The following is a 19653-nucleotide window of genomic DNA, read 5'->3' as shown; positions in this document are numbered from 1 at the left end:
CTTTCCCGCCGCGGCTTTTCTCATGGCACTGATCGTTCACAAATACGGCGGCACGTCGATGGGCTCGACCGAGCGCATCCGCAACGTCGCCAAGCGCGTCGCCAAATGGGCGCGCGCCGGCCACCAGATGGTGGTCGTGCCCTCGGCGATGAGCGGCGAGACCAACCGCCTGCTGGGCCTCGCGAAAGAACTTTCGCCGGCATCGCACACGCCACAGCTGGCGCGTGAGCTCGACATGATCGCCGCCACCGGCGAGCAGGTGTCGGTCGGCCTGCTGGCCATTGCCTTGCAGGCCGAGGGTGTGGAGTCCGTCAGCTACACCGGCTGGCAGGTGCCTGTGCGCACTGACAGCGCCTACACCAAGGCTCGCATCGAGAGCATCGACGACGTGCGCGTGAGAGCCGACCTGGCCGCCGGCAAGGTGGTCGTGATCACCGGCTTCCAGGGCATCGACGGCGAGGGCCACATCACGACCCTGGGCCGTGGCGGCTCGGACACGTCGGCGGTGGCGGTGGCGGCGGCGATGAAGGCCGCCGAGTGCCTGATCTACACCGACGTCGACGGCGTCTACACCACCGACCCGCGCGTCGTGCCCGAGGCCCGGCGCCTGTCGGCGATCAGCTTCGAGGAAATGCTGGAGATGGCCAGCCTGGGCTCCAAGGTGCTGCAGATCCGCTCGGTCGAGTTCGCCGGCAAGTACCGCGTGCCGCTGCGCGTGCTGTCGAGCTTCACGCCCTGGGACATCCCGCTCGACGAGGAAGCGAAGTCCGGCACCCTGATCACCTTTGAGGAAGACGAGAACATGGAACAAGCTGTCGTGTCGGGCATCGCCTTCAACCGCGACGAGGCGAAGATCACCGTGATGGGCGTGCCCGACAAGCCCGGCATCGCGTTCCAGATCCTCGGCCCGGTGGCCGAGGCCAACATCGACATCGACGTGATCATCCAGAACGTCTCGCACGACGGCAAGACCGACTTCTCCTTCACCGTTCACCGCAACGACTACGCGCGCACGATGGAGTTGCTGAAGGGCACGGTGCAGCCGGTCATCAACGCGGCGCAGGTGCTGGGCGACCCGAAGATCTGCAAGGTCAGCATCGTCGGCATCGGCATGCGCAGTCACGTGGGCGTGGCCAGCCGCATGTTCCGCGTGCTGTCGGAGGAGGGCATCAACATCCAGATGATCTCCACCTCCGAGATCAAGACCAGCGTCGTGATCGACGAGAAGTACATGGAGCTCGCGGTGCGCGCGCTGCACAAGGCCTTCGACCTCGACGCGCCGGCCGCCTCGCCTGCGGCATAATCGTTCCCGTGCTGGAGTCGTGACCGAGAGGCCGAAGGTGCTCCCCTGCTAAGGGAGTATGTGAGCTAAAACTTGCATCGAGGGTTCGAATCCCTCCGACTCCGCCAGGTAGTCCAAGCCCGCGCACGACGCGGGCTTTTTTTCGCGTGAGCCCCGCGTGGCGCGGCCTGCAGGCCCGATGGCCATTCTCAGTAGGCTGCTGTCCTGACCATCGAAGCGCCTTCTGGTGAGCGCCGCGATTGGACATCGCCCCTGATTCACGACACCTCACCAACGAGGCGAAACTGCGCACATCCGCTCATTGCAAGCGGCGTCCTTACTAACCGACCCAGCCGCCATCAATCAGACTTCCTCGCAAAGGAGAGTCGGATCTGAGAGCTGAAAGAAGCTCTGCATGAGGTGATCTCAGGGGCGCGTTGGGAAGTGGGGCATCCATGCCCGGTCAGATCCGGGCGATCGGCCCGATCGCTGCGGCCCATTCGTGGATTTGAGTGGCGACGATCACGCCTTCGGTCGTGAATGGATCCGCATCCAGGTAGCCCTTGAGTTGTTCGCGATCACTGGCGCGGAAGACGATCAATGCGCCCGAGCCGTCACGCCAGCCTCCCCCTTCAACAATGGCTCCCTCCGCTGCCAGACGTTTGATGTATTGCATGTGACTGTCTCTGTGGCGAGCGATTTGCTCGGCATCGGCGGTGTAGGTCCAGAGAACGGCATAGGTGTTCATGGGGGAGGCCTGTTGGTGCGTGGGCTAGTTAATCTGCTTGGAAACGAACTGCACGATTGCTTGCTGCAGTTCGGCGCCACGCGGAACCGCGCCGGACATCCAGAAGACGCCGTGGATCAGGCCGTCGAACCTGCGGACCGTCACAGGAACCCCCGCCTTAGCCAGCGCCTTGCCGTAGGCCTCCCCTTCGTCGCGGGCGGGATCGAATTCGGCTGTCAAGACCAGCGCGGGGGGCAGGCCGGTCAGATCTTTGGCCATGATGGGCGATGCGTACGGGTTGACCGCGTCCGCATCGCTCGCCAGGTACTGCTTCCAGAACCAAGCGACGCCCGCCGACGTCAGCAGATACCCCTCTCCGTTGGCTTTGCGGGACGCAAAGTCGCCGTCACGCTGGATAACGGGATAGGTCAGGATCTGAGCCTTGATTGCCGGCCCCTTGCGATCACGCGCCATCATTGACACGACCGCCGCGAGATTGGCGCCGGCGCTGTCGCCCATGACGCCCAGACGGTTCGCATCACCGCCGTAGGTCGCGGCGTTGGCGCTGGCCCATTGGACTGCGGCGTATGCGTCTTCCGTCGCCGCGGGGAACCGGGCTTCCGGTGAGAGTCGGTAGCTCGCAGCAATGACCACGGCGCCACAACGGTTCGCGATCGCGCGGCAGGGCTCGTCCACCACCGCGAGACTCCCGCCGACCCAACCGCCTCCGTGGAAGTACACGATAACGGGCATAGGAGTCGGGGCAGCGGGAACGAAGACCCGGTACTGGAGCTCACCAGCAGGCCCCTTCACCGTTAGGTCGTGGACTTGCTTCACCTCCTCGCGAGGAGCCTGCAGGCCCACGAACGTCTCGATCGCCCCGCGCGCCTCGGTGATGGTCATCTGTTCGAACGACTTGAGACCCTGTGCCTTGAGGGCGTCCAGCAGTCCTTGTGCGTGTGCATCAACTGGCATTTGCAATGTCTCCTTGAGTCAGTGAAGGTCAGCGTGCTGACGTGGCCAGCGCCACTTCCCACAAGCCGACGGTCGCAGCGGGCTGCTCGACCATGGGGTAATGACCGGCCTTGGTGATGCAGCGCAAGTTGTGCCGGGGCAGCGCGGCGATCGTTGAGGACAGGTAAGCCGAGGTGACGAACGGGTCGTCTTCTCCGTACAGCAACTCGACGGGGCCGTCGTAGTTCTTCAACTCGGTCAGAAAACTGGCAGCGGTCCAGTTCGCGAGGTACGCGTCCCAGACGGCTTGGCTCATCGTGGCGCGGTTGCGCGCTGAAAGGTTGCGCAGGTCGACCGGTGCAATGCCCGGCGAGAGCGCCTTGACGATGCGTGTCGCCGGGTCGGCCCATGCGTTTTGGAAGTGGGCATAGGCATCTGCGTCGAGTGGCGTCCCTCCGGGCGACGCTGGGGTGACCGCGACCACCGAGCTGACTCGTTGGGGCGCCATCGTCGCGACCCGCATGGCCGTGGCGCCGCCCATCGAATGACCCACGACGGAGAACGAACTCCACCCGAGACTATCGGCCGCCGCCAGCGCGGCCGCGGCCATATCGTCCAAGCTCGCAGCCGGCGCTTGGCCTCGGTTCACCCCATAGCCTGGGAAATCGAAATACGCGTAGCAGAACTGCGCCTGGTCGGTCAAAGCGCGGCTCGCCAGCCATACCCCGCTGTCGAGCGCCCATCCGTGAAGAACGAGCACACGATGCAGGCCAGAACCTTCGACCGCAGCAAGCTGATTCATACGCTCTCCATTGCACCAATCGGCGGATCGTGGATGAGCGTCTAAACGATCCACTTTAACCAAAGTGGATTGAATGCAGCCGCTCAGTTCCGCTATATTGGATCTAGATGGCGGCGGCAGAAATGGCCAATCACCGAATAGTGGATCAAACGCATGCAGATCGATCGCCGCGTGAGCAGCCAAAGCTTTGCCAGGCATCTAGGCCGATGGCGCCAAGGGATCAGCGGGAACCTCGCCTCGACGCTCGCGGAGCAAACACGGCTGATGGTCCTGGACGGCCGACTTCCCGTGATGACGCGCTTACCCAGCGAACGCTCGCTGGCGGCGGAGCTGGCCATCAGCAGAACCACCGTAGCTGCCGCGTACGACCTTTTGAGGCAGTGCGGATTCCTGCAAAGCCAACAAGGCTCCGGGACATGGATTGCATTGCCTGAGGACGTGGACTCCGAAGCGACCGCGCCTTGGCTTCCAGGCGCGGCAAGAAGTGAGTTGGATCTTTCGCATGCCGCTCTCAGCGCGCCCGTGGAGGTGTTCCATTCCGCGATGGCCGAGGCCACCAGTCAGCTGTCAATTCACCTGCGCGGACACGGCTACAACCTGCTCGGGTTGCCCAAGCTGAGGGAGATCGTCGCCGCACGGTTCTCGGCACGAGGCCTTCCCACCAACTCAGAGCAGGTGTTGATCACGAGTGGCGCCCAACAGGCGCTCAGCCTCGCCATCATGGCTTTCGCGGACCACGGGTCCAAGGTCATCATTGAGCACCCGACTTACCCCAATGCCATCGACGCCATCCGTCAGCGGGGAGCCCGTCCGGTTCCGGTGCCCTTCAGCGAAGGGGAGTGGGACCTCGACCAGATCGCGTCCACCATGCGAGATTCCGGAGCGCAACTTGGCTATTTCGTTCCGGACTTTCACAACCCGACCGGCCGCTGCATGTCCGCTGCGGACCGCAAGCAGCTTGTCCTTGCGGCACATCGCACGCGGACGCCACTGATCATCGACGAGACACTTGTTGAACTCGGCATCGAATACGACGCACCGGAACCGACCGGCGTGTACAGCGCCGACGAAGCGACGCCCATCGTGACGATTGGATCGGCGAGCAAGATCTTTTGGGGTGGAATACGTGTCGGGTGGCTGCGCGCCCCGGCCGCCGTCATTCGCAAGGTGGCGGGGCTTCGACCTCCGCTCGACATGTCGAGTCCGATCCTCGAGCAGCTGATCGTCGCCTCACTTTTCCCCCGGTTGCACGAGGTGGTTGCGCATCGCCGACATGTGCTTCGCACCGCGCGCGACGAAATGATTTCTCAGCTGGGCAACCACATTCCGGAATGGCGTCCGACGAAGGCGCTCGGCGGACTCAGCCTTTGGGTCGATCTTCAAGAGCGAACCTCATCGCGCTTTGTCAGCGCGGCAGGCCATGCAGGAGTCCTTCTCTCGGCGGGCCCAAGGTTTGGAATAGACGACGCATTCGAGCGCTTTGTGCGCCTGCCCTTCACCCTGCCGACAGAGACGAGCAATGAAGCGATTCGTCGACTGGCCGAAGTTTGGCGTGCGATGCGTTCGCAATTGCCGGCAGGAGACGTTCGCCGAGGCCCCCGACTTCCGATCTAAGTGCGGTCTCCAAACAAGTGGGGAACCTTTTGCGCGCGACCTGACGACCGGGCTAGGGACGGTCTGAATCGCCTCGAATTCCCTAGCCGCTTTTGAGCCGTTGGGAATGGTGTCGCTCGAACTCCGCCGGCGAAGTCTCTCCGGCAGTTCCGTGGCGCTGCTTGGGGTCGTAGAACATCCTTCCAGCCCGGCGACCTGCCAGCTCGGCTCTGCCTCGCCAGCGGCCTTGAGCAAGGCCTCTGCATCGCACACCGGATAGCGAATGCCCATCGAGATCCTGTAAGGCGACTGCTCCGTTGCGACTCGACGCGTGTCGCCGGGCTGGTCAAGTGGGTAGTCAGACTGGAAAAGCGCTTCCACAGCGACTTGACCTTCGGTCTGAGCCGTATCGACGTAAGTCCGCGAAGAGGGAATCTCCGGAAACGGAGACCAAAAGGAGCGGGTGCTGAGGGCGCTGACGGCCTCGGCCAACAAGGTTCGGTGCTTGTCTAGAAGCGACATCTTTTGGCCTAAGGGTTAACTCTAATTCGATTGATTTGCGCCAAGGCAGATCGAAATCTATAGTCTACCGACTGGTCGGTCAATCATAGATTTCCGTGGTTGGCTGACGTTCTATCCACTTAAGCCTCATGCCAGATCCCACCGTTCTCGTCGCGCAGACAGGCAGCGTCCGGACGCTGACGCTCAACCGACCGGCCGCCCTGAACAGCTTCACCGGCGAGATGCACGAGCGCCTGCGGGGCGAGCTGGACGCGGCGGCCGGCGACGCCGGCGTGCGCTGCGTCGTTCTGACCGGGGCCGGCCGCGCCTTCTGTGCGGGCCAGGATCTCGCCGACCCGGCCGTCGCGGTCGATCCGGCAGGTGGCGAAAGCAAGGACCTGGGCGCCGTGATCGAGCGCTGGTACCGCCCGCTGGCGCTGCGCCTGCGCTCGATGCCGGTGCCGGTGGTGGCCGCGGTCAATGGTGTTGCGGCCGGCGCCGGTGCCAACCTGGCGCTGAACTGCGACCTTGTTCTGGCGGCGCGCTCGGCCGTGCTGATCCAGGCCTTCACGAAGATCGGCCTGATCCCGGATACCGGCGGCACCTGGCTGCTGCCGCGCCTGGCAGGCCGTGCCAAGGCGCTCGGCCTGGCGCTGCTGGGCGACAAGCTGCCGGCCGCCGAGGCCGAGCGGCTCGGCCTGATCTGGCAGTGCGTCGACGATGACGCGCTGCCGGCCGAGACCCAGGCGCTGGCCGAGCGCCTGAGCGCGATGCCGACGCGGGCGCTGGTCGCCACGCGCCACGCGATCGACGCCGCGCAGACGCTGGATTTCGACGCCGCGCTGCAGCAGGAGCAGCGGCTGCAGCGCGAGCAGGGCCATGCGAGCGACTACCTCGAGGGCGTGAGCGCCTTCATCGGCAAGCGTGCGCCGCGCTTCACCGACCGCTGAGCGTGATGCCGTCGGCCGCACCACGCCTTTCCCTTCCGCCCGGAGCCCATCGCCATGACTGAACCGTCTTCCGCGCAGCGCCTCGCCGAACAGGTGCGCGACGGCCTGTGGGCCGGCGACCGCGCCTCGCAGGCCCTGGGCATGCAGGTCACGGAGATCGGTCCGGGCCGCGCCGTGCTGACGATGCGCGTGCGCGAGGACATGCTCAACGGCCACGGCATGTGCCACGGCGGCCTCATCGCGACGCTGGCCGACTCTGCCTTCGCCTTCGCCTGCAACGCCGGCAACGAACTGACCGTGGCCTCGGGCTTCTCGATCGACTTCATTGCCCCGGCACAGCGCGGCGACGTGCTGGAGGCGCGCTGCACCGAGGTGTCGCGCGCCGGTCGTACGGGGGTCTACGACACGACCGTCGGCAACCAGCGCGGCGAACGCGTCGCGGTGTTCCGCGGCCGCTCCTATGCAATGCTCGGGAAGCCCGCGGTGGCGTCCGCCGGCCGCTGAACGAGGAGACCGTCATGCCCGTGAAACGCCCCGCCCCCGGCGACCTCGAGGCGATCGAGACCGCCAGCCGCGACGAGATCTCGGCGCTGCAGCTGCAGCGCCTGCGCGCGACCTTGCGCCACGCCTACGACCGGGTGCCGCACTACCGGCGCGCTTTCGACGCCCAGGGCGTGCATCCCGACGACCTGAAGCAGCTCGGCGACCTCTCCAGGTTTCCGTTCACCGTCAAGAAGGACCTGCGCGACAACTACCCGTTCGGCATGTTCGCGGTGCCGCGCGAACAGGTGGCCCGCATCCATGCGTCGTCCGGCACCACCGGCAAGCCGACGGTGGTGGGCTACACGCTGAAGGACATCGACACCTGGGCCGAGCTGGTGGCGCGCTCGATCCGCGCCTCCGGGGGGCGCCCGGGCGATCTCGTCCACGTGTCCTACGGCTACGGGCTGTTCACCGGCGGACTCGGTGCGCACTACGGCGCCGAGCGGGTCGGCTGCACCGTCATCCCGATGTCGGGCGGCCAGACCGAGAAGCAGGTGCAGCTGCTGTGCGACTTCAGGCCCGACATCATCATGGTCACGCCCAGCTACATGCAGGTGATCATCGAGGAGTTCGTGCGCCAGGGCCTGGACCCGCGCGAGAGCTCGCTGAAGGTCGGCATCTTCGGTGCCGAACCCTGGACCGAGGCGATGCGCCAGGAGATCGAGGGCCGGGCCGGCCTCGACGCGGTCGACATCTACGGACTGTCCGAGGTCATGGGCCCGGGCGTCGCCAACGAGTGCATCGAATCCAAGGACGGCCCGGTGATCTGGGAAGACCACTTCTACCCGGAGATCATCGACCCCGAGACCGGCGAAGTGCTGCCCGATGGCGCCGAGGGCGAACTGGTCTTCACCTCGCTGACCAAGGAGGCGCTGCCCATCATCCGCTACCGCACGCGCGACCTGACGCGGCTGCTGCCACCGACGGCACGGTCGTTCCGCCGCATGAGCAAGATCGTCGGCCGCAGCGACGACATGCTGATCATCCGCGGCGTCAACCTGTTCCCGACGCAGATCGAGGAGCTGGTGCTGCAGGAAGGCCAGCTGTCGGGGCAGTACCAGCTGGTGGTCACGCGCGAGGGCCTGCTCGACGAGGTGGAGGTGCGCTGCGAGGTGCAGCCGGCGCATGCCGGGGTCGACCGCGGCGCCCTCGGTGCGCGGCTGCAGCAGCGCATCAAGACGCTGATCGGCGTGAACACGGCGGTCAGCGTCGGCCTGCCGGACTCGATCGAACGCACGCTGGTCGGCAAGGCCCGCCGCGTGATCGACAAGCGACCCAAGTAAGGAACCCGCACCATGTACACGCAAGCCATGGACAGCGCGCCGAAGGACGAGCGCCCGGCGGTCCGCTCGGTCGAGGAGGCGCAGCTCCAGCAGCGCTTCGACGAGCGCATCGACGCCGGCGAGTTCATCGAGGCCAAGGACTGGATGCCCGAGCATTACCGCCGCACGCTGGTTCGCCAGATCAGCCAGCACGCGCACTCCGAGATCGTCGGCATGCTGCCCGAGGGCAACTGGATCGGCCGCGCGCCCACGCTCAAGCGCAAGGCGATCCTGCTGGCCAAGGTGCAGGACGAGGGCGGCCACGGCCTCTACCTCTATGCCGCGGCCGAGACGCTGGGCACGTCGCGCGACCAGCTGCTCGATGCGCTGCACAGCGGCCAGGCCAAGTACAGCTCGATCTTCAACTACCCCACACTGACCTGGGCCGACATGGGCACGATCGGCTGGCTGGTCGACGGCGCGGCGATCATGAACCAGGTGCCGATCTGCCGTTGCTCGTACGCGCCCTATGCGCGGGCGATGGTGCGCATCTGCCGCGAGGAGAGCTTCCACCAACGCCAGGGCTACGAGGCCCTGCTGACGATGATGCAGCAGGGCAGCGACGCGCAGCGGGCGATGGTGCAGGACGCGGTGAACCGCTGGTGGTGGCCGTCGATCATGATGTTCGGCCCGCCGGACGACCAGTCGCCGAACTCGGCGCAGTCGATGCGCTGGGGCATCAAGCGCGTCAGCAACGACGAGCTGCGGCAGAAGTTCATCGACGCCGCGGTGGAGCAGGCCCGGGTGCTGGGCGTCACGCTGCCCGATCCGGCGCTGCAGTGGAACGCCGAGCGCGAGCACTGGGACCATGGGCCGATCGACTGGAGCGAGTTCAAGCGCGTGCTGGCCGGCGACGGGCCCTGCAATCGCGAGCGCCTCGCCGCCCGCGTGCAGGCCTGGGAGGAGGGCGCCTGGGTGCGCGAGGCCGCGCTGGCGCATGCGCGCAAGCAGGCACTGAAGAAGGAGGCCGCATGAGCACCGACACCGAATGGCCGCTGTGGGAGGTCTTCGTGCGCAGCAAGGCCGGCCTGGACCACAAGCACTGCGGCAGCCTGCACGCCACCGACGCGAAGATGGCGATCCAGCTCGCGCGCGATGTCTACACGCGCCGCCAGGAAGGGACCAGCCTCTGGGTGGTGCGCTCGGACCAGATCACCGCCAGCGACCCGGCCGAGAAGGGTGCCTATTTCGATCCGATGGAGGACAAGGTCTACCGCCACCCGACCTTCTACGCGCTGCCGAAGTCGGTCGATCACATGTGAGGTGAGGCCGGCATGACGCAATCCATCGAACTCCGGCGCGATCCCGCGGTGCAGTACCTGCTGCGCATCGCCGACACGACGCTGGTCCTGGCGCAGCGCCTCGGCGAGTGGTGCGGCCATGCGCCCATCCTCGAGGAGGACATCGCGCTGACCAACATGGCGCTCGACCTGGTCGGCCAGTCGCGTGCGCTGCTCACGCGCGCCGGCGAGCTCGAGGGCCGCGGCCACGACGAGGACCAGCTCGCCTTCCTGCGCGACGAGCGCGACTACTTCAACCTCACGCTGGTCGAGTTGCCGCGCGGCGACTTCGCGTTCACGGTGCTGCGCAACCTGTTCGTCGCCGGCTGGGCGCGGCTGCTGTGGGAGCGGTTGTGCGATTCCGGCGATGCCGAGGTGGCCGCGATCGCCGGCAAGGCGGTCAAGGAAGTGCGCTACCACCAGCAGCACGCGATCGACTGGGTGGTGCGGCTCGCCGACGGCACCGACGAATCGCGCCGCCGCATCGAGGTGGCGCTGGCACAGGCCTGGCGCTACACCCCCGAGCTGTTCGAGTCCGACGCCGTCGACGAACACGCCCACCAGGCCGGGCTCGGCCCGCGCCGCGCCGACCTGCGCGAGCCCTGGCTGGCGGAGATGGCCGCCGTGTTCGCCGAGGCCGGCCTGGCACTGCCCGCGACCGGCGGCTACACGAGCACCGGCAGCCGCGGCGTGCACAGCGAACACATGGGCTACCTGCTCGCCGAGATGCAGCAGCTGCAGCGGACGTTCCCGGGGGGCGTGTGGTGAACGCGGTGATGACGGTGCGCGAGGCGGTCGATCGTGAGGATGCCGTGCGTTGCGCGCGGGCGTGGGCGGCACTGGGCGAGGTGCTCGATCCCGAGGTGCCGGCGCTGTCGGTCTGCGATCTCGGCATCGTTCGCGCGGTCCGCGCCGATGGCGCGGGCCTGGAGATCGTGCTGACGCCCACCTACTCGGGCTGTCCGGCCACCGAGGTGATCGAGCAGCAGGTGCGGGCCGCGATCGAAGCGGTTGGCCTGGGACCGGCCCGCGTGACGCTGCAGCGCGCGCCGGCCTGGACCACCGACTGGATCAGCGAGGCCGGCCGCCGCAAGCTGGCCGCCTACGGCATCGCGCCGCCGGGGCCGACCGTCCGACCGGACGGTGCGACACCGATCCGCTTCTTCGGCCGCGGCACACCGGCGCCCTTGGCCTGCCCGCGCTGCGGCAGTCGCCAGACCGAGCGCCTGTCGGCCTTCGGGTCGACCGCCTGCAAGGCGCTGTACCGCTGCCTGAGCTGCCGCGAGCCGTTCGAGCACTTCAAGCCGCTCTGAGCGCACCGCCCCATGAGCCTTCTCTTCCATCCGCTGCGCGTGCGCGCCATCGAGCCCGACACGGCCGAGGCCGTCGTGGTGACGTTCGACGTGCCGCCCGCGCTGCGCGAGGTGTTCGGCTTCACGCAGGGCCAGTACCTCACGCTGCGCAAGGAGATCGACGGGCAGGACCTGCGCCGCTCCTACTCCATCTGCGCCGGCGTCGACGACGGCCAGCTGCGCGTGGGCGTGCGCAAGGTGCGCGGCGGCGTGTTCTCGAACTGGATCAACGAGCACCTGCGCACGGACGACGTGGTCCAGGTCATGGCGCCACAGGGCCGCTTCTTCGTGCCGCTGGAGCCTGCATCGCGGCGCCATCATCTCGGCATCGCGGGCGGCAGTGGCATCACGCCCATCCTGTCGATCATGAAGACGGTGCTGGCGCGCGAGCCGGGCAGCCGCTTCACGTTGATCTATGGCAACCGCCTGCTGAACTCGACGATGTTCAAGGAGGAACTCGAGGACCTGAAGAACCGCTACCTGACGCGGCTGGTGCTGCACCATGTGTTCTCCGACGAGCACACCGACGCGCCGCTGAACCGCGGCGTGATGAACCGCGACAAGATCGGCGAGTTCCTGTCCGTCCTGGTGCCGGCTGCCGGCATTGCCCACGCCTACATCTGCGGCCCGTTCCAGATGAACGACGAGGCCGAGGCGGCGCTGCGGACGGCCGGCGTGCCGGAGGACCGCATCCACATCGAACGCTTCGGCGTCGCGCTGCCGGCCGGCGGCACGGCGGATGCGGTGGTCCACGAGGCCCGGCCCGGCGACGCCGAACAGGCCAAGGTCACGATCGTCCGCGACGGCCTGCGGCGCGAGATCTCGTTCACCAAGGGACAGCCCAGTCTGCTCGACGCGGCCTCGGCGGCCGGGCTCGAAGTGCCGTTCTCCTGCACGTCCGGCGTCTGCGGCACCTGCCGGGCCAAGGTGATCGAGGGTCAGGTCCGTATGGAGCGAAACTTCGCACTGGACAAGAAGGAGGTGGCCGCGGGCTTCGTTCTGACCTGTCAGGCGCACCCGCTGACCGACCGCGTGGTGCTCTCCTTCGACGAACGCTGAGACGAGGACGCCCATGGCCCGTGGCCGCCTGCCCGGATATGCAGACCAGCTCGACCTGATCCTGGAGCACGCGGCGCGCCTGTTCGCGCGGCGTGGCTACCCGGCCACCACGATGAACCAGGTGGCCGAGGCCTGCGGGGTCTCGAAGGCCACGCTGTACCACTACTACCGCGACAAGTACGCGCTGCTCGTCAGCATCGCCGAAGGACATGTCTCGCGGCTGCAGGGGCTGGTCGAAGAGGTGGACGCCGACGCGACGCTGGCGCCCGAGCCGCGGCTGCGCGAGCTGATCGCCCGCCTGGTGCGCGAGTACGCCGGGGCGCAGGACGCGCACCGCGTGCTCACCGAGGACGTGAAGTTCCTGGAAGAGGGCGATCGCGAACGCATCCTCGGCAAGGAGCGGCAGGTGGTGGCGTCGTTCGCTGCGGCGGTGGTGGCGTTGCGACCGGACCTGAAGGAGGCCGCGATGGCCAAGCCGCTGACGATGCTGCTGTTCGGCATGGTGAACTGGATGTTCACCTGGGTGAAGCCCGAAGGCCCGCTCGACCATGCCGCGCTGGCGCCGATCGTGGCCGACCTCTTTCTCGGCGGGCTGCCGGCGGTCCGGACTGAGCGGCCGGCGCCAATTGCAGTGATTGATTGAACATTCGGGGAACACATGGCTTTGACTGGAAACGCATGGATCATCGATGGCATTCGAACGCCATTCGGTCGATACGGTGGGTCTCTGGCTGCGGTGCGCGCCGACGATCTGGGGGCTGTTCCCATCCGTGCCCTGGTGGAGCGCAACCGCGGTGTCGATTGGGCTGCCGTCGATGATGTGCTGTACGGCTGCGCGAATCAGGCCGGCGAAGACAACCGCAACGTCGCTCGCATGGTGGCCTTGCTGGGCGGCTTGCCCATGGATGTCCCTGGTGTCACGCTGAATCGTCTGTGCGGCTCAGGCCTGGACGCCGTGGCGATGGCTGCAAGGACGATCGCGGCTGGCGAAGCAGAGCTGATGATTGCAGGGGGCGTCGAAAGCATGACGCGAGCACCTTTCGTCATGCCCAAGGCAGAGTCAGCCTTCTCGCGCAGTTCCAAGATCGAGGACACGACCCTAGGCTGGCGCTTCGTCAATCCGAGGATGCGAAGTGACTTTGGCATCGACTCGATGCCGGAGACAGCGGAGAACGTGGCCGTCGACTTCGGTGTCTCTCGTGTTGACCAGGATCTGCTCGCGCTACGTTCTCAGCAGCGTTGGAAGGCAGCCCGGGAACAAGGGTTCTTCCAGGGCGAGATCGTCCCAGTCGTCATTCCGTCGAAGAAAGGCGAATCGATCACGGTGACAGTGGACGAGCACCCTCGTCCCGACACTTCGATGGAGCAGCTTTCGAGGCTCAAGGGGGTTGTCCGCCCAGACGGCAGCGTCACGGCCGGGAACGCCTCAGGCGTGAACGATGGTGCCTGCGCACTGTTGCTGGCTTCGGACGACGCAGTCAAACGCTATGGGCTCAAGCCACGTGCTCGCGTTCTGGGCTCGGCCGTGGCAGGCGTACCACCACGGATCATGGGTATCGGCCCCGCGCCAGCGAGCGAAAAGCTGATGCACCGACTGGGGCTCTCCATAGGCGAGTTCCAGGCGATCGAGCTGAACGAAGCGTTCGCAGCCCAGGGCTTGGCGGTGCTGCGACGCTTGGGCCTTCCCGACGACGCCGAGCACGTCAATCCGAACGGAGGCGCCATTGCGATCGGACACCCGCTCGGCGCCTCGGGTGCGCGCCTCGCGCTGACCGCCCTGCGTCAGCTCGAGCGCACTGGAGGGCGGCGTGCCTTGGCCACCATGTGCATCGGCGTCGGCCAGGGCATCGCACTCGCGATCGAGCGCGCATGACATCTCGTTGACGAGGAATCAATCGCCATGATGCCGGCCCTACAAAGTTTCATCGCTGGGCGGTGGCTCGCCGTGCAGGCGTGCCAGCACTGCTTGCGCTCGACTTCCAACCGCGAGCTGAGCGACTGAAGGCGCTTGGCAAGTACCTCACCGAGCACAAGGAGACGCTGTACGCCGTTTCGGCCCACACTGGAGCAACACGCGCGCGGACCGGCCGTCTAGGCTGCGCTTTCAGATGAGTGGAGCGCGATGAACGACGAGGGGGCAGTTGGCCACAAAGCGGTCGAGGGACGCGTTGGACGCTGATAGGGTGGATGGCGGCCACAGCCATCCGGCCGACGCGGTGTACACGCTTCGAGCGGAATCGCTTCGGACCGACCGGCTCGTTCCCTGATACGGCACCACAAGTTCCCCGTTATCGCCGCTTAGCCGGCCGAGACGGTTCACTGGCGACTCGCGGCGCTGCCAAGGATCGCTTTCAGAGCATCGCAAGACCGCTCTGAATCCCCCGCAGCGCCCCGTTTCACGGGGCTTTGTCGTTTCGGCGTGGAGTCCGTTCGTGCCGACTCAACTGAACCAGTCTCGCGGCGCGTTCTGGTCGCACTTCCTGCAGGCCAGGTGCTTGCCGAGCGCGCCTTCGCGGCCCTCGGCGGTGGTGGTCCAGGGTCGGTTCGTCCACGGCGGGTCGTGGCGCACATGCTGGTTGTGCCCGCATTCGAGCTCGGCGACCCAGTGCCCTTCGTCGTCCCGATGAAAGCCGACGATGCGCTGGTCCATCGCGGTCGAACTCCCGGTGTCCTGATGTCGCGTGCTCAACCGGCCAGGGCTGCGGCGGCGCAGGCGGCGGACACCAGGCAAGCCACCGTGCGCACGTGATTCCACAGCAGCCACTCTCGGACGTAGCGCGGCCAGTACGCCGCGGCCTCCGCCGACTCGCTGTCCATCCGTGCGAGCCGCTCGTTGCGCGGCACATTGAAGCCGGCGGTGACGCCGAAGCACCCGACCACGTAGCAGAGGCCCGCCCCCAGCAGCAGCGCGGAGCGCGTCGTTCCCCACGGAAAGAAGCCGGCGACGATGCAGATGGCGGCCAGCACCGTCGTGCCGATGAAGAGGCCCAGGAAACCGGGGTTGAGCACGACCACGTTGATGCGCTGCATGGCCGCAATGCCGTGCTCCGCGGGCAATTGCGCCAGCGCCTTCATCACGAAGGCGGAGAACGCGAAGAACACGCCGCCGATCAGGCCGGCGCCGATGCACACCAGGAACGGGAGCGTGGTCAGCATGAAGGAAGAGGGGCAGCAGGAAAGCGGACGCGACGGTACGGCCAGCGCCAACTCTACCGGGCCGGGTGGCGCATGATGGCGCACGATGTCCAGCCGCCGCCAACTCGTTCTCGTCGTCCCTGCGCTCGCAGCCACCGCGTGTGCGAGCCTGTCCGGCAGCGACCCACCGCGGGTGTCGGTCGCCGGCATCGAGGCGCTGCCCGGGGAGGGGCTGGAACTGCGCTTCCTCGTGAAGCTGCGCGTCCAGAACCCGAACGAAGGCGCGATCGACTACCGCGGCATCTCGATGGAGCTCGACCTGATGGGCCAGCCGTTCGCCAGCGGCGTCAGCGACGCGGCCGGCAGCGTGCCGCGCTTCGGCGAGGCGGTGATCGGCGTGCCGGCCACCGTCTCGGCGATGAACGCGATCCGCCAGATGCTGGGTCTGCCGTCGCGCGACGTGCGCCGGCTCGACTATCGCCTGCGCGGCAAGCTCGGCGGGCCGGTGGGAGCGGCGCTGCGCTTCGAGGCCAAGGGCGAGCTCGACATCTCAGCCTTTGGCGGGACCGCGCTGAGCCGGTGAAGGCGAGCCGGCGGCTGTAGGCCTGGGCCGACACGAAGGGGCGCGCTTCGCTGATCCCCCGGTGGCGTCAGCGGGGCGACGATGTCTGCAAACTCAGCAGGAGTCGCAGATGAGCAAGCACGATGTCCCCGAAGCCTATGGCGTGTTCAAACCGGTCGGTCACGTGGTGATCTCGTTCCCGACCGACGCCGACATGCGGTTCGCGCAGGCCGCGCTGGCCGAGGCCGGCTTTTACGGGCCCGACACGGTGATGAGCTACACGCCGGCCGCGATGATCGCGCAGATCGACGCGCAGCTTGCAGACGCCAGCCCGCTGGCCTCGCTCGGGCAGGAACTCAACCTGGTGAAGGCGCACCGTGCGCTGGCCGAGCAGGGCTATCACTGGCTGGTGGTGCACGCGCCCGGCGACGACGAGGCCCGGCAAGTCGCTGCGCTGGTTCGGCGCTTCAATGCCGAGCGGGCGCAGAAGTACGGGCGCCTGATCGTCGAGGAACTGATCGAGCATGACGACGACTTGCCGCAGGTGGCCGAGTCACCGGCCCGCGGCCTCGACGCCCAGACGGCCAGCGGCCGCGAGCGCGACCGCTGACGGTGCACACGTGTCGCCCAGGCGACAGTACGGGACCGTGGATCACACGTTGGGCGGCTGACACGGCGCCGACGCCCGGTGCAGCGCGGGCAAGTTGCCCGAACGCGGCACGGGCCCGGACGGGCTTGCCGCGCATAGCATCGCTTCGGGTTCCGCGCGCATCGATTGGCAGCGCCGCGCGGCGTTCGCAATCCCGTCCATCAGAACATTGGAGACAACATGACAGCAACAGGCCATCGCTCGTTCGGCATCCTTCTCGCGTTCGCCTTCGCCACCGGGGGCGCCCTGGCCGCCGGCAAGACGCTCTCGGTCACGGAAAAGGTCGATGTCGCCGCGACGCCGGCCAAGACCTACGCCGCCATCAAGGACTTCGACAGCTGGCAGAACTGGCACCCGGCGATCGGCGGCACCGAGATCACCAAGGGCAAGGGCAACACCAAGGGCACCGTGCGCGTGCTGACCACCAAGGACGGCGCCAAGATCACCGAGGAACTGCTGTCGCACAGCGATTCGTCGATGAGCTACAAGTACCGCATCACCGATTCGCCGTTGCCGGTCACCGGCTATGTCTCGACGCTGAAGGTCGCGAAGTCCAAGGGCGGCTCGACGGTGACGTGGTCGTCGACCTTCAAGGCCAAGGAAGGCACGTCGGACGACGATGCCAAGAAGGTCATCTCCGGCGTCTACCGTGCCGGTCTGGACAACCTGCCGGCCACCGTGAAGTAAGCGCGTCGAACATCGACGACCTGACCGGCGTGCCGGTCCGAGGGCGGCTCAGGGCGGCGCCAGCAGGAAACTGCCGGCCGCCCCGACCGTCTCGAGGGCCGTCACGCTGTCGTCCTTCAGTTCCACGCCGGTGAGCTGACGTGAGCGTGCCTCGCCCAGCAGCCAGGCCAGGCGGCCGGCGGCCACCGGCAGCGGCAGGCCCTCGGGCCGCACGTTCGAAATGCAATTGCGCTCCGCGTCCACGCGACCGGCCCGCGGCCCCCAGGTGACGTAGACCCCCATGCTGTCCGGCGAACTGAGCCCGGGCCGCTCGCCGATCAGCACCACGACGAGCCGCGCGCCGAGCGCCGCGCCGATCGGGTCGCCGATGGCCACACGCGCCTGCCGAACGATCGCCACTGGTGCCCAGCGCCAGTCACGTGCCAGCACGCGCTTCAGCTCGGCGATGAAGGGCGCGGCGTGGCGCTCGATGGCCAGCGCCGACAGGCCGTCGGCCACCACCACGGCGAGTTCGGCGCGCGCGTCACCGTCGGCGAGTGCGGACAGTTGCGCAATCGAGGCCTCGTCGAGCCGTCGTCCCAGATCGGGCCGCTGCAGGTAGACATGGCGGTCGGCGGCGGCGCTGTGCAGCGCCAGCGTGGGCAGGCCCAGCGCGCGGACCGCGGCATCGACCGCTGCATGGTCCAGCGGCCGGTGCACCGCATCGCGCGCCTGGGCGTGTGCGAGCTGGAAGTCGAGCTGCGGCGCAGTGGGCTGGCTGATGCCGCTGCGGCCCAGCCCGATGCGCGCCGGCGTGTGGCGGCGCAGCACGCTCCAGGGGTTGGCGATCACTGGACTGTTCATGTGGGTTGGTTCGACAGCAGGCGATCGAAGGCGGGCGGCATCGATTCGAGCAGCCGGTCGGGCGCACCGGGCTGCGTGATGTGCATGGCCTCCAGCCAGCGCTCGAACTCCGGCGCTGGCCGCAAGCCCAGCACGCGGCGCGCGTAGAGCGCGTCGTGGAAGGAGGTGGTCTGGTAGTTCAGCATCACGTCGTCCGAGCCCGGAATGCCCATGATGAAGCTGCAGCCGGCCACGCCCAGCAGCGTGAGCAGCACGTCCATGTCGTTCTGGTCGGCCTCGGCGTGGTTGGTGTAGCAGATGTCGCAACCCATCGGCAGGCCCAGCAGCTTGGCGCAGAAGTGGTCCTCCAGGCCGGCGCGGATGATCTGCTTGCCGTCGTACAGGTACTCCGGGCCGATGAAGCCGACCACGCTGTTCACCAGCAGCGGCTCGAAATGCCGCGCCACCGCGTAGGCGCGGGCCTCGATGGTCTGCTGGTCGCAGCCGTGGTGAGCCTGGGCCGACAGCGCGCTGCCCTGGCCGGTCTCGAAGTACATGACGTTGCTGCCGCGCTGGCCGTCGTCGTCGAACAGCGCACCGCGCTGCAGCGAGAGCGCCGCCGCGCGCGCCTCGCCGAGCAGCGCCAGGTCGATGCCGAAGCTGCGATTGGTGGCCTCGGTGCCGCCGATCGACTGGAACACCAGGTCCACCGGCGCGCCGCGCTCGATGCACTGCAGCGTGTTGGTCACGTGGGTCAGCACGCAGCTCTGCGTGGGGATCTCGTAGCGCTGGATCACCGCGTCCAGCATCTGCAGCAGCCGTGTCACCTGGGCTACGTTGTCGGTGGCCGGGTTGATGCCGATCACCGCGTCCCCGCTGCCGTAGAGCAGGCCGTCGAGCGTGCTGGCAGCGATGCCGGCGGCGTCGTCGGTCGGGTGGTTGGGCTGCAGCCGCGTGGACAGCCGGCCGGCGAGGCCGATGGTGTCGCGAAAGCGCGTGCGCACGCGGCACTTGCGCGCGACCAGGATCAGGTCCTGGTTGCGCATGATCTTGCTGACCGCCGCGGTCATCTCCGGCGTCAGGCCGGGGGCCGCGGCGCGCAGCGTGTCGCCGTCCACCGCGTCGGACAGCAGCCAGTCGCGAAGGTCGCCCACCGTGAGGTGGGCGAGCGGGGCGAAGGCGACGGCGTCGTGCCCGTCGAGGATGAGGCGGGTGACCTCGTCGTCCTCGTAGGGCACCAGCGCGTCGTTCAGGAAGGTCTTGAGCGGCAGCGACGCCAGCGCGATCTGCGCCGCGGCGCGCTCCTCGCTGCTGCGCGCCGCGACCCCGGCGAGTTCGTCACCGGAGCGCGCGGGCGAAGCCCGGGCCATCAACGTGCGCAGGTCGTCGAAGGTGTAGCGCCGCGGGCCGATGGAGTGCGCGTAGGCCATGCC

At 67.5% G+C, this 19653-nt stretch carries 22 protein-coding genes and 1 tRNA gene; 16 read left to right on the top strand and 7 right to left on the bottom strand.

All coding sequences use genetic code 11. The features are described 5' to 3' along the window. Positions 1 to 22 precede the first annotated feature (22 nt). Together ASC67_RS19755 and ASC67_RS19750 are read left to right on the top strand one after the other, a co-directional pair. Positions 23 to 1303, top strand: coding sequence for an aspartate kinase (locus ASC67_RS19755; RefSeq protein WP_056326348.1), 1281 nt, complete (start codon positions 23 to 25; stop codon positions 1301 to 1303). Positions 1304 to 1316: 13 nt separating this feature from the next. Further along, positions 1317 to 1410: transfer RNA gene (locus tag ASC67_RS19750), tRNA-Ser, on the top strand. Between the two features lie 335 nt (positions 1411 to 1745). On the opposite strand, the gene ASC67_RS19745 is transcribed toward ASC67_RS19750, so the two are convergent. The 3 genes from ASC67_RS19745 to ASC67_RS19735 are packed head-to-tail and all read right to left on the bottom strand — an operon-like array spanning position 1746 to position 3765. Next, entirely contained in the window at positions 1746 to 2030 is a 285-nt protein-coding gene (locus tag ASC67_RS19745) for a YciI family protein (protein WP_056326345.1), read from the bottom strand. Positions 2031 to 2054: 24 nt separating this feature from the next. Next, a complete protein-coding gene (locus ASC67_RS19740) occupies positions 2055 to 2984 on the bottom strand; it encodes an alpha/beta hydrolase (protein ID WP_056326342.1) in 930 nt (309 codons plus the stop codon). Positions 2985 to 3012: 28 nt separating this feature from the next. Continuing rightward, positions 3013 to 3765: an alpha/beta fold hydrolase gene (locus tag ASC67_RS19735; protein WP_056326337.1), complete on the bottom strand. Its 753-nt coding sequence runs from the start codon at positions 3763 to 3765 to the stop codon at positions 3013 to 3015. Between the two features lie 153 nt (positions 3766 to 3918). Between ASC67_RS19735 and ASC67_RS19730 the strand changes: the two genes are divergently transcribed. From ASC67_RS19730 to pcaF, 11 genes are all read left to right on the top strand, one after another. Further along, the gene (locus ASC67_RS19730; RefSeq protein WP_056326334.1) at positions 3919 to 5379 is read left to right on the top strand and encodes a PLP-dependent aminotransferase family protein; all 1461 of its coding nucleotides are present in this window, start codon (positions 3919 to 3921) and stop codon (positions 5377 to 5379) included. Positions 5380 to 6008: 629 nt separating this feature from the next. After that, the gene (locus ASC67_RS19725; RefSeq protein WP_056326330.1) at positions 6009 to 6809 is read left to right on the top strand and encodes an enoyl-CoA hydratase-related protein; all 801 of its coding nucleotides are present in this window, start codon (positions 6009 to 6011) and stop codon (positions 6807 to 6809) included. Positions 6810 to 6863: 54 nt separating this feature from the next. Beyond that, on the top strand, positions 6864 to 7313 hold the full coding sequence (gene paaI, locus ASC67_RS19720; RefSeq protein WP_056326325.1) for a hydroxyphenylacetyl-CoA thioesterase PaaI: 450 nt from the start codon (positions 6864 to 6866) through the stop codon (positions 7311 to 7313). A gap of 14 nt (positions 7314 to 7327) precedes the next feature. Continuing rightward, positions 7328 to 8635 (top strand): phenylacetate--CoA ligase PaaK, encoded by a 1308-nt coding sequence (gene paaK, locus ASC67_RS19715; RefSeq protein WP_056326320.1) that lies wholly within the window; start codon positions 7328 to 7330, stop codon positions 8633 to 8635. Between the two features lie 12 nt (positions 8636 to 8647). After that, complete coding sequence (gene paaA / locus ASC67_RS19710) at positions 8648 to 9649, top strand: 1,2-phenylacetyl-CoA epoxidase subunit PaaA (RefSeq protein ID WP_056326316.1); 1002 nt, start codon at positions 8648 to 8650, stop codon at positions 9647 to 9649. Beyond that, complete coding sequence (gene paaB, locus ASC67_RS19705; RefSeq protein WP_036235297.1) at positions 9646 to 9936, top strand: 1,2-phenylacetyl-CoA epoxidase subunit PaaB; 291 nt, start codon at positions 9646 to 9648, stop codon at positions 9934 to 9936. The genes paaA and paaB overlap by 4 nt, the downstream gene beginning before the upstream one ends. A 12-nt stretch (positions 9937 to 9948) precedes the next feature. Further along, positions 9949 to 10722, top strand: a complete 774-nt coding sequence (gene paaC, locus ASC67_RS19700) for a 1,2-phenylacetyl-CoA epoxidase subunit PaaC (RefSeq protein ID WP_056326311.1) — start codon at positions 9949 to 9951, stop codon at positions 10720 to 10722. Positions 10723 to 10730: 8 nt separating this feature from the next. Beyond that, positions 10731 to 11267, top strand: coding sequence for a 1,2-phenylacetyl-CoA epoxidase subunit PaaD (gene paaD, locus ASC67_RS19695; RefSeq protein WP_056326579.1), 537 nt, complete (start codon positions 10731 to 10733; stop codon positions 11265 to 11267). A 12-nt stretch (positions 11268 to 11279) separates the two neighbouring features. Continuing rightward, the gene (paaE, locus tag ASC67_RS19690; protein ID WP_056326308.1) at positions 11280 to 12365 is read left to right on the top strand and encodes a 1,2-phenylacetyl-CoA epoxidase subunit PaaE; all 1086 of its coding nucleotides are present in this window, start codon (positions 11280 to 11282) and stop codon (positions 12363 to 12365) included. Between the two features lie 13 nt (positions 12366 to 12378). Then, positions 12379 to 13008 (top strand): TetR/AcrR family transcriptional regulator, encoded by a 630-nt coding sequence (locus tag ASC67_RS19685; protein ID WP_056326304.1) that lies wholly within the window; start codon positions 12379 to 12381, stop codon positions 13006 to 13008. 15 nt (positions 13009 to 13023) lie between these two features. Further along, positions 13024 to 14238: a 3-oxoadipyl-CoA thiolase gene (gene pcaF / locus ASC67_RS19680; RefSeq protein ID WP_056326297.1), complete on the top strand. Its 1215-nt coding sequence runs from the start codon at positions 13024 to 13026 to the stop codon at positions 14236 to 14238. Positions 14239 to 14805: 567 nt separating this feature from the next. On the opposite strand, the gene ASC67_RS19675 is transcribed toward pcaF, so the two are convergent. Both ASC67_RS19675 and ASC67_RS19670 read right to left on the bottom strand, forming a co-directional pair. Beyond that, positions 14806 to 15015, bottom strand: coding sequence for a DUF3565 domain-containing protein (locus tag ASC67_RS19675; protein ID WP_056326292.1), 210 nt, complete (start codon positions 15013 to 15015; stop codon positions 14806 to 14808). A 35-nt stretch (positions 15016 to 15050) separates the two neighbouring features. Beyond that, on the bottom strand, positions 15051 to 15521 hold the full coding sequence (locus ASC67_RS19670; protein ID WP_056326287.1) for a DUF1772 domain-containing protein: 471 nt from the start codon (positions 15519 to 15521) through the stop codon (positions 15051 to 15053). An 85-nt stretch (positions 15522 to 15606) separates the two neighbouring features. Here ASC67_RS19670 and ASC67_RS19665 point away from each other — a divergent pair, with 85 nt between their 5' ends. The 3 genes from ASC67_RS19665 to ASC67_RS19655 all read left to right on the top strand — a co-directional run bounded on the left by ASC67_RS19665 (position 15607) and on the right by ASC67_RS19655 (position 17398). After that, positions 15607 to 16083 (top strand): LEA type 2 family protein, encoded by a 477-nt coding sequence (locus ASC67_RS19665; protein WP_056326282.1) that lies wholly within the window; start codon positions 15607 to 15609, stop codon positions 16081 to 16083. A gap of 109 nt (positions 16084 to 16192) precedes the next feature. Then, positions 16193 to 16672, top strand: a complete 480-nt coding sequence (locus ASC67_RS19660) for a hypothetical protein (RefSeq protein ID WP_056326279.1) — start codon at positions 16193 to 16195, stop codon at positions 16670 to 16672. 219 nt (positions 16673 to 16891) lie between these two features. Further along, positions 16892 to 17398 (top strand): SRPBCC family protein, encoded by a 507-nt coding sequence (locus ASC67_RS19655; RefSeq protein ID WP_056326274.1) that lies wholly within the window; start codon positions 16892 to 16894, stop codon positions 17396 to 17398. Positions 17399 to 17446: 48 nt separating this feature from the next. On the opposite strand, the gene eutC is transcribed toward ASC67_RS19655, so the two are convergent. Further along, a complete protein-coding gene (gene eutC, locus ASC67_RS19650) occupies positions 17447 to 18241 on the bottom strand; it encodes an ethanolamine ammonia-lyase subunit EutC (RefSeq protein ID WP_056326270.1) in 795 nt (264 codons plus the stop codon). Continuing rightward, complete coding sequence (locus ASC67_RS19645) at positions 18238 to 19650, bottom strand: ethanolamine ammonia-lyase subunit EutB (RefSeq protein ID WP_056326267.1); 1413 nt, start codon at positions 19648 to 19650, stop codon at positions 18238 to 18240. The genes eutC and ASC67_RS19645 overlap by 4 nt, the downstream gene beginning before the upstream one ends. Positions 19651 to 19653: the final 3 nt, after the last annotated feature.

Source organism: Methylibium sp. Root1272 (assembly GCF_001425905.1).
Taxonomy (GTDB): domain Bacteria; phylum Pseudomonadota; class Gammaproteobacteria; order Burkholderiales; family Burkholderiaceae_C; genus Methylibium.
Note: the sequence above shows the minus strand (reverse complement) of the source record. Positions and strands in the feature narration are given on the sequence as shown.